Origin of the sequence: Sphingomonas sp. PAMC 26621 (assembly GCF_000251145.1) — a bacterium.
Taxonomy (GTDB): Bacteria; Pseudomonadota; Alphaproteobacteria; order Sphingomonadales; family Sphingomonadaceae; genus Sphingomonas.
The window spans coordinates 240,772-255,445 of sequence record NZ_AIDW01000004.1 but is presented as its reverse complement, the minus strand read 5'-3'; the positions used below and the strand labels follow the sequence as shown (position 1 = coordinate 255,445).

Genomic DNA, 14,674 nt, shown 5'->3' with positions numbered 1-14,674 from the left:
TCATCGGAGCGCCGAGCATGCTGCCTGGATCCGCTCGCATGCCGATTTCAGCAGCACGTCCGAGGTCGCATAGGAGATCCGCATCGCGGGCGACAGACCGAACGCCGCACCCTGCACCGCCGCAACCTTTGCATCGTCGAGCAGATAGGCGACCATCGCCTCGTCGCTGTCGATCAGCTTGCCCGACGGGGTCGACTTGCCGATCAGCGCGGAGAACTCCGGATATACGTAGAACGCACCATCGGGCTTGGGGCAGGTAATCCCTTCGGCATCGTTGAGCATCCCGACCACCAGATCGCGCCGCACCTGGAATGCGGCCGCACGGTCCTTGAGGAACGACTGGTCGCCGTTGAGCGCCGCCACCGCCGCCGCCTGCGCGATCGAGCAGGGGTTGCTGGTCGATTGCGACTGCAGCTTGGCCATCGCCTTGATCAGCCACGACGCGCCCCCCGCGAAGCCGATCCGCCAGCCGGTCATCGCGTAGGCCTTGGAGCAACCGTTCACCGTCAGCGTGCGCTCGTACAGCGACGGGCAGACCTGCGCGATCGTCGCGAATTCGAAGCCGTCGTACAGGATGTGCTCGTACATATCGTCCGAGAAGATCCACACGTGCGGATGCCGCTCGAGCACATCGCCCAGCGCCTTGAGCTCGGCGGCGGTATAGGCCGCGCCCGTCGGGTTGGACGGCGAGTTGAGGATCACCCACTTGGTCCGGGGCGTGATCGCCGCCTCGAGCTGCTCGGGGAGCAGCTTGTAGCCCTGCTCGGGGCCAGCCGCGACGAACACGGGTGTGCCGCCTGCGAACAGCACGACGTCGGGGTAGCTGACCCAATAGGGCGCGGGGACGATCACCTCGTCGCCCGCTTCGACGGTCGCGACGATCACGTTGAACAGCGTGTGCTTCCCGCCGACGTTCACGCTGATCTGGTCCGCTGCATAGGTCAGGCCATTGTCGCGCGTGAACTTGGCGGCGATCGCCGCCTTCAGCTCGGGCGTGCCGTCGACGTTGGTATATTTGGTCTGGCCGTCCCGGATCGCCTTGATCGCGGCTTCCTTGACGAAATCGGGGGTATCGAAATCGGGTTCACCAGCGCCGAGGCCGATCACGTCGACGCCCGCGCGCTTCAATTCCTGCACGCGCGACGTGATTGCCAGCGTCGGCGATGGCTTGATCCGGTTGAGCGCGGCGGAGGGGTGCATAGCAAAGGCCTAAATGACGAACGGTCGGGCGTGCGCTTATCGTGGCGGTGGCGTCGTCGCAACCGTTCGTCGCGCACGAATCAGACCGCGCACTGCATTGCCGATGAAAAATTCGTGCGCGAGGTCGTCCGCGGTCAGCACACCCTCGACCGCGCGACCGGTCGCGAGCAGCTCGGTGCGCAATACCCCCGGGAGCAACCCGTCGGGCAGCGGCGGCGTCACCAGCACGTCGCCGCGCGGGACGAACAGCGCGGTGAAGCTCCCTTCGGTCAGCCGGCCGTCCGCGCGTTCGAACAGCACCTCGAAACACCCGGATGCGACTCGCGCAGAATCGTAGAAGGCACGGTCGGTCGTCTTGTGGCGCAATCGGAAATCGGCGGGCGCGACCGGGAGCGGGACGATCGCCACCGCGACGGGTTCGGCGGGCATTGCGGGCAATGCGGCGACCTCGATCGCCACCGCGCCGCTCGGCGCGAGCATCAGCCGCACGCGCGACGCGACGCGCAGCCGGAAGGTCGCCGCCTGCAATTCGTTGCGCGCGCTGTGCCGGTCGAACGCGAACCCGAGCGCGGCCGCGCTCGCCGCGATCCGGCGGAGATGCCGGTCGAGCAGCAGCAGCCCCTCTTCGGGGTCGAATGCCATCGTCTCGATCAGGTCGAACCGGCGAACCCCGTGCGTCAGGAACGCGAGCTTGGCGCGCGCCTCGTCCCATTCCGCCGCCGGGTCGGAGTCAGCGACGATCCCGCCGCCCGCGCCGATCGTCGCTTGCTCCGCGCCGTGGGGCCACACCAACGTGCGGATCGCGACATTGGCGATCGCGTCGCCGTTCGCATCGAACCGCACGACCGCCCCGGTGTAGAGCCCGCGTGGGCCATCCTCGATACCCTGGATCGCGCGCATCGCGGCGATCTTGGGCGCGCCGGTGATCGACCCGCACGGGAACAGCGCGGCGAGCACGTCGACCGCGTCCTGCCCGGGCGCGAGTTCGGCGGTCACGGTCGACACCATCTGGTGGACCGTCGGGTAGCTTTCCACTGCGAACAGCGTCGGCACCGCGACCGAGCCGGCGCGCGCAACTCGCGCGAGATCGTTGCGCATCAAGTCGACGATCATCAGATTTTCCGCGCGCTGCTTCGGGTCGTCGCGCAGCGCAGCGATCGCCGCCGCATCGGCTGCGGGCGTCGCTCCCCGGCGCGCCGTGCCTTTCATCGGGCGACACGTCAGCCGGTCGCCGTCGAGCGCGAAGAACAGCTCTGGTGACAACGACAGGATCGTCTCCGCGCCGGTATCGATCAGCGCGCCGAACCCCGCGCGCGCACTGCCGCGCAACCGGGCATAAAGCGACAACGGATCACCGCACGCCGGCAGCGTGGCGCGATAGGTCAGGTTCGCCTGATACAGCCCGCCCGCGACGATCTCCTCGCGGACTGCGGCAAACTGCGCGTGATAGGTCTCCGGCGTTATGGCCGGCTCGGGCGGGCCATTCCAAGCCCCCGCCGGATCGGGCAGCAACGCCGCAACCGCATCGGGCGCGATTTCGCGATAGGTCGCAAAGAAGCCGAACCACGCGAGCAGCTGGCCGGTCGTGGGGGGCGAGTCGAGCGCGGGTTCGAACGCGGCAGCCGCCTCATATGTGAGGAAGCCGACCGCATGGAGCCCCTCGGCGCGCGCCGCGCGTACCGCCGCCAGCACCGCGTCGATCTCGTCGACCGTGCGCGCCTGCACGATCCTTAGCGGATCGGTATAGAGCCGCGCCGGTGCGCCGCCGTCCTGCGCGTCGTCGAGCAGGATGAAGGGAGGGGTCTGTAGGCTCAGCATCGTCCCCCGGCAAATGCCTCGCTTGTTGCCTTGGGGGCAACCCCAAACCCGGTGAAGCTTGCCGCAAAAGCCGCGCCGCCGTATCGAGTCGGGCATGAGCACCCCGCCCCTCCGCGCCGCGATCCTCCCCGTCACCCCGCTCCAGCAGAATTGCACGCTGCTCTGGTGCACCGCCACGATGCGCGGCGCGTTCGTCGATCCGGGCGGCGACCTGCCCCGGCTGCGCGAAGCGGCGGCGCAGCATGGCGTGACGATCGAGAAGATCATCCTGACACACGGCCACATCGACCATTGCGGCGAGGCCAAGCCCCTTGCCGACGAGCTCGGCGTACAGATCGAGGGCCCGCACGAGGAAGACCGTTTCCTCACCTCCACGCTGTCCGAGAGCGGCGCGCAATATGGCATTCCGGGGGTCAATTTCGAGCCGGACCGCTGGCTGGTCGAAGGCGATACGGTAACGGTCGGCGATCTCGTGCTCGATGTCTACGAGACGCCCGGGCACACGCCCGGCCACGTCATCTTCCACCACGCACCGTCGAAGCTGGCGATCGTCGGCGACGTGCTGTTCGCAGGCTCGGTCGGTCGGACCGATTTCCCGCGCGGGAATCACCCCCAGCTGATCGAGTCGATCGTCACGAAGCTGTGGCCGCTCGGGGACGACACGACGTTCCTCCCCGGCCACGGCCCGGCCAGCACCTTCGCGCACGAGCGCGCGACCAACATGTTCGTCAGCGACTCGGCGCTCGCGGACTAGAAGCCGGTCGTCCTCCCGCGCCATGCCGGGCCAAACCCGGCATGGCGAAGGCGAAAGAACGTCACCCCGCCGGCGCGACACTCGGTGCGACAACGCTCGCCGTCGAATGCCCGATCAACGGCATTACGATCGCATAGCCGCCCAGCCCGAGCAGCAGCAGGAAGGTGATCAGCGTCCCCGCCATCCGCCCGAAACCCCAGCCGTCCATCCCCAGCGGATGCGCGACGCGCGCGACCAGGAACAGCGCGCTCGCGCTCCACAGCCACCACGAGCTGCCAGCGGTGAACTCGATCAGCGCAAGCAGGATCAGGATGAACGGCGCATATTCGACGAAATTGGCCTGTGCGCGCATCTGGCGGATCAGCCGCTCGTCGCCGCCGTCGCCAATAAACACCTTGGCCTTGCCGCGCGCCGCTCCAACGCGTGCCGCCAACCACAGGTTGATGATCGCCGCCGCGCCTGCGGTCACCAGCGTGATCGTCATGTCGGATCCCGAAACCATCGCACTCTCCCCTTTTGTATCAGGCCCGGTCCGTCGCACGAGCGCGCAAAGCTTGCAACGCCGCGAAGAATCGCTATAGCCCGCCATCTTCGCGAGATGTCTGGCCACCCGTGCCGCTTGCGCGGTCGACCTTGCGTCGATTGCGTCGCAACGGGTTCGGGCTTATCGCACCGGTTCAGACAAGTATAAGGTTTCGCCGAAATGGCCGTCCCCAAAAGAAAAACCACGCCGTCCAAGCGCGGCATGCGTCGTTCACACGATTCGCTCACCGTTGCGTCGTTCCAGGAATGCCCGAACTGTGGCGAACTGAAGCGCCCGCACAACCTGTGCGGGTCGTGCGGCCACTATAACGGCCGCGAGATCCTCTCGGTCGAAGGCTGATCCCGACGGATCGGCGGCGGCTCGTGCGATCGAGCGGGTGCTCAATGCGCGTATTCAGGGAGCGGCCAGCGTGACGAACAGCTCCCGAATCGCCGTCGATGCGATGGGTGGCGACGAGGGACTGGCGGTCATGCTCGCCGGTGTCGCACGCGCGTGTCGTAAATATGAAGACATGCGCTTCCTTCTCGTCGGTGACGAGTCGGCGATCGCAGCCGAACTCAAGCAGCATCCGGCCCTGAGCGCCTGCAGCGAGATCGTCCACGCCCCCGAGGTCGTCGGATCGAGTGAAAAGCCGACTCAGGCGATTCGTCGGTCCAAGAAGACGTCGATGGGGATTGCGATCGACATGGTGAAGCAGGGGCGTGCCGCTGCGTGCGTCTCAGCGGGCAACACCGGCGCGATGATGGCGATGGCGAAGCTGTCGCTGCGGATGATCCCCGGGATCGATCGGCCCGCACTCGCCGGGTTGATGCCGACGCTTGGCGACAATGACACGGTCGTGCTCGACCTCGGTGCCAACACCGAATGCGATGCACGCAACCTCATTCAATTCGCGGTGATGGGGGCAGCCTATGCCCGCACCTCGCTCGATCTCGCGCGTCCCCGGGTCGCGTTGCTCAACATCGGCAGCGAGGACCAGAAGGGCACCGACGTGATACGCGACGCCGCGCACGCGTTGCGACATGCGTCGCACCTCCCGCTCGACTTCACCGGCTTTATCGAGGGCGACAAACTGTCGCGCGGCGATGTCGACGTGATCGTCTGCGACGGTTTCTCGGGCAATATCGCGCTCAAGACCGCCGAGGGCACCGCGCGCTTCGTCGCGGACCTGCTCAAGCGCGCGTTCCGTTCGTCGGTCCGGTCGAAAATCGGGTTCCTGATCTCCAAGCCCGCGACAGACCTGTTGCGGCATCATCTGGACCCCAACAACCACAATGGCGCGGTCTTCCTCGGGCTCAACGGGCTCGTCGTCAAAAGCCATGGCAGCGCAAACGAGATTGGCGTCGCAACCGCGATCGCGGCGGCGGCAAAAATGGTGCGCGACGACCTGACTCGGCGAATCGCCGAGGACTTGCGTGAATTCGAGGCGAAAGCAGCATGATTCGATCGGTCATCGTCGGCACCGGATCGGCGCTCCCCGCACGGCGCGTCTCGAATGCCGAGCTTGCCGAGACCGTCGACACCTCGGACGAATGGATCGTCGAGCGGACCGGGATCCGCTTCCGCCATATCGCGTCCCCCGACGAAACCACCGCGACGCTCGCTGCCGATGCATGCCGCGCTGCCTTGGGTTCGGCCGGCCTCTCCGCGCAGGACATCGACCTGATCGTGCTCGCGACCGCGACGCCCGACCAGACGTTCCCGTCGAGCGCGACCAAGGTGCAGGCGAGCCTGGGCATCAACGACTGCGTCGCCTTCGACGTGGCGGCGGTCTGCTCGGGCTTCCTCTATGCGGTGCAGGTCGCCGACAGCATGATCCGCGCAGGGTCTGCCCGCCGCGCGCTGGTGATCGGGTCCGAGACGTTCAGCCGCATCCTCGACTGGGAGGACCGCACCACCTGCGTCCTGTTCGGCGATGGTGCGGGTGCTATCATTCTGGAAGGGCAGGAAAATAACGACAGCGGCAATGCGGGGCGCGGGATTCTCTCGACACGCCTGCATGCCGACGGTCGCCACAACGAGCTGCTCTACGTCGATGGCGGCCCCTCCACCACGGGCACCGTCGGCAAGGTCCGCATGAAGGGTCGCGAAGTCTTCCGCCACGCGGTCGTCAACCTCGCGAGCGTGATGACGGAGACGCTCGCCGCCAGCGGCCTTTCCGCCGAGGATGTCGACTGGGTCGTCCCGCACCAGGCGAACGCGCGCATCCTGGATGCCACCGCACGTAAGCTGGGCCTGCCGCCCGAGAAGGTGATCGTCACGGTCGACCAGCATGCGAACACCTCCGCTGCCTCGGTTCCGCTCGCGCTCGATACCGCGGTGAAGGACGGCCGGATCAAGCGCGGCGACCTGATCGTGCTCGAAGCGATGGGCGGCGGGTTCACGTGGGGCGCTGCAGTGGTCCGTTTTTGAGATTAACCTTGTTACGGTACTGTAACTAGCCCTTTCCGTTCGTGCCTTCTGTGTGTTAGACCAACGTCTTGCCGCTTGGGGAGGGAAACCGGAATGGCGCCTGCAGGAACGTTGACACGGGCCGATCTGGCCGAGGCTCTTCATCATCAAGTCGGCTTGTCGCGCGCGGATTCGTCGCGCCTCGTCGAACAAATTCTGTCGCACATGTGCGGGGCCCTCGCGAAGGGGGACAACGTCAAGATCTCGGGCTTCGGGACCTTCGTTCTGCGCGACAAGGGCGAACGGATCGGGCGCAATCCCAAGACCGGGGTCGAAGTGCCGATCGCGCCGCGTCGCGTCCTGACGTTCCGGGCAAGCCAGATGATGCGCGACCGCATCGTCAGCGCGGACTGAGACACATCATGGCAACGCCGCCGACGATCCCCGGCAAGGCCGAGGGGGCCTTTCGCACGATCGGAGAACTGTCGAAAGAGACGGGCTTGCCGCAGCATATCCTGCGCTATTGGGAAACCCGCTTTCCGCAGCTGCGACCGCTTCAGCGCGCGGGAAACCGGCGCTATTACCGGCCCGAGGACGTCGTTCTCGTCCAGCGGATCGCGCGAATGCTCAACGATGAGGGCTACACGATCCGGGGCGTGCAACAGGCGTTGATGGCGGATCGCAAGCGTTCTCCCGCGACGCCGCTTCCGCCCGCGAGCTATGGCGCGATCCTGGCGGTCCGCGAGGCGCTGGTCGAGGCGTTGGAACAGGACGCGCTGGCTTAGGCCTCTAGGCGCATCCCCTTACCCCCCCGTTCGTTTCGAGCGAAGTCGAGAAACCTGCGCTGTGCCGGGTTTCTCGACTTCGCTCGAAACGAACGGGGGGAAGGAATCGTAGAATATCCGCAACTGACGGGCCGACCCCTCCGTTCGCCCTGAGCGAAGTCGAAGGCCCCCGCATCAGCGCTCGCGCGTCGCCGCGAAGGTGACCTTGGGGTAACGATCCGCGACATAGCCGACGTCCCACGCGGTCTTCGCCATATAGACCGGGTTGTTGTCGCGATCCTTCGCCATCGACGTGCGGTTGAGGTCCATGAACGCCTTGAGATCCGCCGGATCCGCCGCTGATACCCAGCGCGCGGTATCGTACGGCGCCATCTCCAGCCCCGCATCGACCTTATATTCCGCCTCGAGCCGCGACAGAAGCACTTCGAGCTGGAGCTGACCGACCACCCCGATGATCCAGTTTGACCCGATCTCGGGGTAGAACACCTGCGTCACCCCCTCTTCGGCCATGTCGTCGAGCGCCTTGCGCAACTGCTTGGTCTTGGTTGGATCCTTGAGCGCGACGCGGCGCAGGATTTCGGGCGCGAAGTTCGGCAGGCCGGTGAAGCGCACGTCCGCCCGCTCGGACAGCGTATCGCCCACCCGCAGCGTCCCGTGGTTGGGAATGCCGATGATGTCGCCCGGAAACGCCTCGTCCGCCAGTTCGCGTTCGCGCGCGAAGAACAGGATCGGCGAGTGGATCGCGATCGGCTTGCCGTGGCCGGTCGGCGTCAGCTTCATGCCGCGCTTGAACGTGCCCGAGCAGAGCCGCATGAACGCGATCCGGTCGCGGTGGTTGGGGTCCATGTTGGCCTGGACCTTGAACACGAAGCCCGTGACGTCGGCGCGGTCGGGCAGCACCTCGGCGGGCTCTGCCGGCTGCGGGCGGGGGCCGGGTGCGTGGCGGCCGAGCGCGTCGATCAGTTCGGCGACCCCGAACTCCTTCAGCGCCGAGCCGAAATAGACCGGGGTCTGGTCGCCGCCGCGATACGCCTCGACGTCGAACGCGCCGTAGCCGCCGAGCGCGAGCTCGGACTCGTCCTGGAGCAACTGGAGCCCCGCCGGGCTAAGCGTGGCGGCGAGCGCGGGGTCGTCGAGCCCGGTGAACGACAGCGCCTTGCCGAGGAACTCGCGGCTCGGCCCCTCGGGCCGGCTCAGGCTGTTGGCGTGGAGATCGTACACCCCCTCGAAATCGCTCCCCATGCCGACCGGCCAGCTCATCGGCGTGACGTCGAGCTGGAGCATCTCGGCAATCTCGTCGAGCAGCTCGAACGGCGGGCGCCCCTCGCGGTCGACTTTGTTGACAAAGGTGATGATCGGCACCGAGCGCAACCGGCAGACCTCGAACAGCTTGCGCGTCTGCGCCTCGATCCCGCGTGCGGCGTCGATCACCATGACTGCCGAATCGACCGCGGTCAGCGTGCGATAGGTGTCTTCGGAAAAGTCTTCGTGGCCCGGCGTGTCGAGCAAGTTGAAGGTCAGCCCGTTGCGCTCGAACGTCATCACCGACGACGTCACCGAGATCCCGCGCTGCTGCTCGATCTTCATCCAGTCCGAGCGCGCCCGACGGTTCTGCCCGCGCGCCTTGACCTCGCCGGCAAGATGGATCGCGCCGCCGAACAGCAGCAGCTTTTCGGTCAGCGTGGTCTTGCCGGCGTCTGGGTGGGAGATGATCGCGAAGGTGCGGCGGTCGGACGTGTGATTCATCGCTGCGCTGTAGCGCCTCAGGCCTCCAACGTCACCTGCATCCCACAGGCGAGCGTCGCGCCCGGCGCGATCGCGACGATACCGGGTTTCTCGCGGATATCGCCCGCGAAGCCCGTCGGATCGGCGATGCCGTGCCACGGCTCGATGCAGACGAACGCGGCCCCCGGCTTGGTCCAGATTCCGAGCATCGGCATGAGAGGAAAATCGACGCGCAATTGCGGGCCGGTCGGCGCGCCGTAACGGACGCTGCGCGAGTGCGGCTGGTCCCAGATCAGCGCGTCGCGTTCGAACAGCGCATCGTTCAACGCCAGCGTACGGTCGTCGAGCGGGGACGGACGGAGTTGCTCGATGATAGCGCTGTCGACCAGTTCGCGGAGCGCTTCGGACTCGTCCTCGGCAAAGACGATGCGGTGGTCGGCGCGCGGCGCGCCGTAAGGGAGGGGCCAGGCAAAGGCGGGGTGGAAACCGAAGCTCGCCGGGAGCACGTCGCCGCCGCGATTCTCGATCACCACCGCAATGTCGAGTGTGGCATCGGTGATCGTGTAGGTGACGCGCAGCGCGAAGGCGAAGGGATAGATTGCGCGGCTTTCGGCGCTGTCCTCGAGCAGGAAGACCGCCTGCGCGTCGCTATGCTCGACCAGCGCGAACACGCTGCGGCGCGCGAAGCCATGCTGCTGCATCGGATAGTCGGTGCCGTCGATGTGGAGCACGTCCCCGTTGAGCCGCCCGACGATCGGGAACAGCAACGGCGCATGGCCGGTCCAGAACGCGGGGTCGGCGTTGGTCATCAGCTCGCGACCCTCCGCATCGTGCAGGTGCGTCAGTTCCGCGCCGAGCGGGTTGATCGCGGCGGAAAGCTGCGGCGTGGCGATGGTGATGAGAGCGTCGGCCATGTCGGTCTGTCCTTGTATGAAAATCACCTCCCCCACCCCGTCATGCCGGGCTCGTCTCGGCATCCACCGCGCCGCGCATCCCGCAGCCGGCAAGCGCAATCCCCGGTGGACCCCGGGACAAGCCCGGGGTGACGGAAGAGGTTACCCCCGCAAACTCGCCCCCAGCTTGCCAGCCGCAGCAACCACCTTGTCCGCGACCGCCTTCAGCTCCGCCTCGGTGAAGCTCTTGTCCCCCGGCTGGAGCGTCACCTCGACCGCGATGCTCTTGTGCCCCGGCTCGACACCCGCGCCCGTGAACACGTCGAACACCCGCGCCCCCACGATCGCCGCCTTGTCCGCCCCGCGCGCCGCGCGCACCAGCGCCTCGCCCGAAACGCTGTCGGGCACGAGGAACGCGAAGTCGCGCCGCACCGCCTGCAACGCCGGCGGCGCATAGGCCGCGCGCGCGAAGCTCGACGCGCGCTTGGCGGGGATCGCATCAAGATACAGCTCGACCGCCGCAACGGGACCATCCACGTCGAACGCGCGCGTCGTCAGCGGGTGGACCATGCCGAACGCCGCGAGCACCGTCTTTGGACCCAATCGCAGCGTGCCCGACTGGCCGGGATGCCACGCATCGCCAGCCTCGCCCATCACCTGCAGATTATCGACCGGAGCGCCTGCCGCCGCCAGCAGCGCGAGCGCCTCGGCCTTGGCGTCATAGGCAGTGAACTGAGTCGCCTTGCCATCCTGCCAGCCGCGTGACCGCGCCTCGCCCGCGAGCACCACACCCAGCGTCGGGCGTTCGCCATCGGCGAGATACCGCCGCCCGAGCTCGAACAGCCGGACGCCACCCGCGCCGCGCTTCATGTTGCGCTCCGCTGCCGCCAGCAGGCCGGGGAGCAGCGACGGGCGCATCACCTTGAGCTCCTCGCTGATCGGGTTGGCGAGCGTCCACGCCGCCCCGCCGATCGCGGTCGCCTGTGCGTCCGAAAGGAAGCTCCAGGTGATCGTCTCGTTGAGCCCCCGCGCAGCCGCCGCCCGGCGGACGCGACTCTCAATCTTCTGCGCTGGCGTTGCGGTCGGCTTCGCCACGCCCGCTGCGCGCGGCAGCGGGGTCGCGGGGACCGAATCGATCCCGACGATGCGGATCACTTCCTCGACCAGATCGGCCGGGCCATCGACGTCGCGTCGCGCGGGCGGCGGCAGGACGGTCCAGTCGTCCTCGACCGTGAAGCCGAGCGCAGTCAGGATCTCGCGCTGCCGTTCCGGCGCAACCGCGAGACCACCGAGCGTTTCGGCACGCGCGGGATCGTAAGCGATCCGCTTGCGCGTCGTCGGCGGGGTGCCCGAATGCGTCGGCGCGCTCGCGCTGCCGCCGCACAGGTCGAGCACCAGCCGCGTCGCGATCGCGAGGCCCTCTTCGAGGAACGCCGGGTCCACGCCGCGTTCGAACCGCGAGCGCGCGTCCGAAGTCAGCATCAGCGCCTGGCCGGTGCGGGCGATCGAATCCGGGTCGAAATAGGCGCATTCGATCACGACGTCGGTGGTCTCGGGGGTAACGCCCGAATCCTCGCCGCCCATGATCCCGCCGATGTCGTGGACATGTGCGTCGTCCGCGATCACCGTCATCGTCTCGGCCAGCGTATAGGTCTTGCCGTTGAGCGCTACGACCTGCTCCCCCGCCGCCGCCTTGCGCGCGACGAGCCCGCCCGACAGCTTCGCGCGATCATAGACATGAAGCGGACGCCCGAGATCGAACATCACGTAATTGGTGATGTCCACCAGCGTCGAGATCGACCGCTGGCCGATCGCAGTCAGGCGGCGGCGCATCCATTCGGGCGCGGTGCCGTTGACGAGGCCGCTGACGCCCTGCGCGAAGAAAGCGGGGCAGCCGTCGGCATCCTCGGTACGCACGTCGGGACCTGCGCCCTCGCCCTCAACCGGCGCGTAGGCGAGCGGCTTCGCGGTGCCGAGCCCGGCAGCGACCAGATCGAGCGCGATCCCGCGCACGCCCATGCAATCCGGGCGGTTGGGGAGGACGTTCACCTCGATCACCGGGTCGTTGAGCCCGGCATAGTCTGGATAGGCCATGCCGATCGGCGCATCGGCGGGAAGCTCGATGATCCCGTCATGCTCCTCGCCGAGTTCGAGCTCGCGCGTCGAGCACATCATGCCGTTCGATTCGACCCCGCGGATCGCCGCGACCTTGAGCACCATGCCGTTCGACGGCACCGTCGCGCCGGGCGCGCCGAACACACCGACTAGGCCAGCGCGCGCATTGGGCGCGCCGCAGACGACCTGCAGCGGGCCATCGCCGGCATCCACGGAAAGAACCTGGAGCTTGTCCGCCTGCGGATGCGGCGCGGCACTCAGCACCTTGGCGACGCGGAACGCAGCCAGCGTCGCGCCGGGGTTCTCGACCCCTTCGACCTCGAGGCCGATCCGCGTCAGCGTCTCGACGATGGTATCGAGCGTAGCGTCGGTGTCGATATGCTGCTTGAGCCAGTCGAGCGTAACCTTCATGCGCCGACTCCCTGGCTTAGCGTGGGCACGTCGAGTGCCGAAAAACCGTAATGCTTGATCCAGCGCGCATCGCCTTCGAAGAACGGGCGCAGGTCATCCATGCCGTATTTGAGCATCGCGAGCCGATCGACCCCGACCCCGAAGGCGAAGCCCTGCCACTCGTTCGGATCGAGCCCGCACGCGGCGATCACCTTGGGGTGCACCATTCCGCTGCCGAGCAGCTCCATCCAGCCCTCTGACCCGCCGAGCACGCGGCGGCCCTTTTCCATCGTCCAGCCGACATCGACCTCGGCCGAAGGTTCGGTGAACGGGAAATAGCTCGGGCGCAGGCGAAGCACGATGTCGTCTCGCTCGAAGAACGCCTTGAGGAAGGTCTCGAGCGTCCACTTCAGGTGACCGAGCGTGATGCCCTTGTCGATCACCAGCCCCTCGATCTGGTGAAACATCGGCGTGTGCGTCGCGTCCCAGTCCGAGCGATAGACCCGGCCCGGCGCGATGATGCGGATCGGCGGCTCCTGCCCCATCATCGTGCGGATCTGCACGGGGGAGGTGTGGGTGCGCAGCACCTTCGCCTCCTCGCCCTCGCCCGCCTTGAGATAGAAGGTGTCGTGCATCGCGCGCGCGGGATGGCTCTCGGGCATGTTGAGCGCGGTGAAGTTATGCCACTGGTCCTCGATCTCGGGTCCGGTCGCGACCGCGAAGCCGAGGTCGGCGAAGATCTCCGCCATCTCGTCGAGCACCTGGCTGACCGGATGGACCGACCCTTGCGGCGCCGCGTCGGCGGGGAGCGTCATGTCGATCGTCTCGCGCGCCAACCGCGCGTCGAGCTCGGCGCGGTCGAGCGCTACCTTCCGTTCAGCGATCGCGGTGGTCACCGCCTCGCGCACGCCCTGGATGCGCGGACCTTCCACCAGTCGCTCGTCGGGCGACATCTTGCCGAGCGTCTTGAGCAACGCGGTGATGCTGCCCTGCTTGCCGAGCAGCGCGACGCGGAGCGTTTCGAGCTCCGCCGCATCGGCCTGGCCGATCGACGGCAACTGCGATTCAATCTCGGCAAGGTCAGCCACGTACATCTCCGTCATTCCCGTAAGGGCGGGAACCCATCATGGGTGACGCCGTAGCGGGAGGTGAAGCCCTTGATCAACCCTGCGCGGTGCTGATGCAGCCGGCCAGGGAGGTTCATGGTAACGCCGACGGAGTGCTGTTCTTCAACCCGTCCGTCATCCTGAACTCGTTTCAGGATCCAGCCCTCCGCGAGCCCGGACCATGCCCGTTACGCGGTGGATGCTGAAACAAGTTCAGCATGACGCCAGCTTTTGGGTCGAGAGGATGGCCGCCGGAGGGACACCCCCAAACAGAAAAAGGGCGCCGGTGTTGCCACCGGCGCCCCAAATCTCAGTCTCGCAACAGATCGCCCTCAGGCAGCCTGGGGCAGAGCCGCCTTCGCCTGCGCGATGATGGCGCTAAATGCGGCACCCTCGTGCATCGCGAGATCCGCGAGGACCTTGCGATCGAGTTCGACGCCGGCAAGCTTGAGGCCATGCATGAAGACGCCGTAGGTCAGACCCTCGACGCGGACCGCTGCGTTGATACGCTGGATCCACAGGGCGCGGAAGTTGCGCTTCTTAACCTTGCGGTCACGATACGCATACTGGCCGGCCTTCTCGACGGCCTGACGGGCGATACGGATCGTGTTCTTGCGACGGCCATAATAGCCCTTCGCCAGATTGAGGATCCGCTTGTGCTTTGCGTGGGTAGTTACACCCCGTTTTACGCGTGCCATTCTCTAATTCCTTCCGCTCAGCCGAGACCGTAAGGCGCCCACGCCTTGACGGTGGCCGTGTCGGCCTTGGACAGCAGCTTGGTGCCGCGGTTCTGGCGGATGTACTTGCTGTTGTGGCTCATCAAGCGGTGACGCTTGCCAGCGACGCCATGCTTCAACAGGCCGGATGCGGTGAGCTTGAAGCGCTTTTTGACGCCGCTCTTCGTCTTGAGTTTGGGCATTTTCGTCCTTTCAGTTTTGCGACGATCTATGAAC

General features: G+C 66.9%; 15 protein-coding genes. 6 read left to right on the top strand and 9 right to left on the bottom strand.

All coding sequences use genetic code 11. The features are described from left to right. Together RI03_RS02495 and pabB are read right to left on the bottom strand one after the other, a co-directional pair. Positions 1 to 1,200, bottom strand: coding sequence for a pyridoxal phosphate-dependent aminotransferase (locus tag RI03_RS02495; protein ID WP_010214945.1), 1,200 nt, complete (start codon positions 1,198 to 1,200; stop codon positions 1 to 3). A 36-nt stretch (positions 1,201 to 1,236) separates the two neighbouring features. Then, the gene (gene pabB / locus RI03_RS02490) at positions 1,237 to 3,018 is read right to left on the bottom strand and encodes an aminodeoxychorismate synthase component I (RefSeq protein WP_010214944.1); all 1,782 of its coding nucleotides are present in this window, start codon (positions 3,016 to 3,018) and stop codon (positions 1,237 to 1,239) included. 94 nt (positions 3,019 to 3,112) lie between these two features. On the opposite strand from pabB, the gene RI03_RS02485 reads away from it, so the two are divergent. Further along, on the top strand, positions 3,113 to 3,772 hold the full coding sequence (locus RI03_RS02485) for an MBL fold metallo-hydrolase (protein WP_010161031.1): 660 nt from the start codon (positions 3,113 to 3,115) through the stop codon (positions 3,770 to 3,772). 61 nt (positions 3,773 to 3,833) lie between these two features. Here RI03_RS02485 and RI03_RS02480 read toward each other — a convergent pair whose 3' ends face one another. After that, positions 3,834 to 4,256, bottom strand: coding sequence for an MAPEG family protein (locus RI03_RS02480; RefSeq protein ID WP_010214943.1), 423 nt, complete (start codon positions 4,254 to 4,256; stop codon positions 3,834 to 3,836). 219 nt (positions 4,257 to 4,475) lie between these two features. Between RI03_RS02480 and rpmF the strand changes: the two genes are divergently transcribed. From rpmF to RI03_RS02455, 5 genes are all read left to right on the top strand, one after another. Next, a complete protein-coding gene (rpmF, locus tag RI03_RS02475; protein WP_010161033.1) occupies positions 4,476 to 4,655 on the top strand; it encodes a 50S ribosomal protein L32 in 180 nt (59 codons plus the stop codon). 70 nt (positions 4,656 to 4,725) lie between these two features. Next, the gene (gene plsX / locus RI03_RS02470) at positions 4,726 to 5,757 is read left to right on the top strand and encodes a phosphate acyltransferase PlsX (RefSeq protein WP_026046386.1); all 1,032 of its coding nucleotides are present in this window, start codon (positions 4,726 to 4,728) and stop codon (positions 5,755 to 5,757) included. Further along, positions 5,754 to 6,728 carry a beta-ketoacyl-ACP synthase III gene (locus RI03_RS02465; protein ID WP_010161036.1) on the top strand — a complete coding sequence of 325 codons (975 nt, stop codon included), beginning with the start codon at positions 5,754 to 5,756 and terminating at the stop codon, positions 6,726 to 6,728. Before plsX ends, RI03_RS02465 begins: the two co-directional genes overlap by 4 nt. 93 nt (positions 6,729 to 6,821) lie before the next feature. Next, entirely contained in the window at positions 6,822 to 7,121 is a 300-nt protein-coding gene (locus RI03_RS02460) for an integration host factor subunit alpha (RefSeq protein WP_026046385.1), read from the top strand. An 8-nt stretch (positions 7,122 to 7,129) separates the two neighbouring features. Beyond that, complete coding sequence (locus RI03_RS02455; RefSeq protein ID WP_010214942.1) at positions 7,130 to 7,492, top strand: MerR family transcriptional regulator; 363 nt, start codon at positions 7,130 to 7,132, stop codon at positions 7,490 to 7,492. Between the two features lie 174 nt (positions 7,493 to 7,666). Here RI03_RS02455 and RI03_RS02450 read toward each other — a convergent pair whose 3' ends face one another. The 6 genes from RI03_RS02450 to rpmI form a co-directional block, all read right to left on the bottom strand. Further along, positions 7,667 to 9,238 (bottom strand): peptide chain release factor 3, encoded by a 1,572-nt coding sequence (locus RI03_RS02450; protein ID WP_010161039.1) that lies wholly within the window; start codon positions 9,236 to 9,238, stop codon positions 7,667 to 7,669. A 17-nt stretch (positions 9,239 to 9,255) separates the two neighbouring features. Then, positions 9,256 to 10,131 (bottom strand): aldose 1-epimerase family protein, encoded by an 876-nt coding sequence (locus RI03_RS02445; RefSeq protein ID WP_010214940.1) that lies wholly within the window; start codon positions 10,129 to 10,131, stop codon positions 9,256 to 9,258. 141 nt (positions 10,132 to 10,272) lie between these two features. Next, positions 10,273 to 12,636 (bottom strand): phenylalanine--tRNA ligase subunit beta, encoded by a 2,364-nt coding sequence (pheT, locus tag RI03_RS02440; RefSeq protein ID WP_010214939.1) that lies wholly within the window; start codon positions 12,634 to 12,636, stop codon positions 10,273 to 10,275. Beyond that, positions 12,633 to 13,718 (bottom strand): phenylalanine--tRNA ligase subunit alpha, encoded by a 1,086-nt coding sequence (gene pheS, locus RI03_RS02435; RefSeq protein ID WP_010214937.1) that lies wholly within the window; start codon positions 13,716 to 13,718, stop codon positions 12,633 to 12,635. The genes pheT and pheS overlap by 4 nt, the downstream gene beginning before the upstream one ends. Positions 13,719 to 14,053: 335 nt before the next feature. Next, a complete protein-coding gene (rplT, locus tag RI03_RS02430; RefSeq protein WP_010161044.1) occupies positions 14,054 to 14,419 on the bottom strand; it encodes a 50S ribosomal protein L20 in 366 nt (121 codons plus the stop codon). Positions 14,420 to 14,436: 17 nt separating this feature from the next. Continuing rightward, complete coding sequence (gene rpmI / locus RI03_RS02425) at positions 14,437 to 14,640, bottom strand: 50S ribosomal protein L35 (RefSeq protein WP_010161045.1); 204 nt, start codon at positions 14,638 to 14,640, stop codon at positions 14,437 to 14,439. Positions 14,641 to 14,674: the final 34 nt, after the last annotated feature.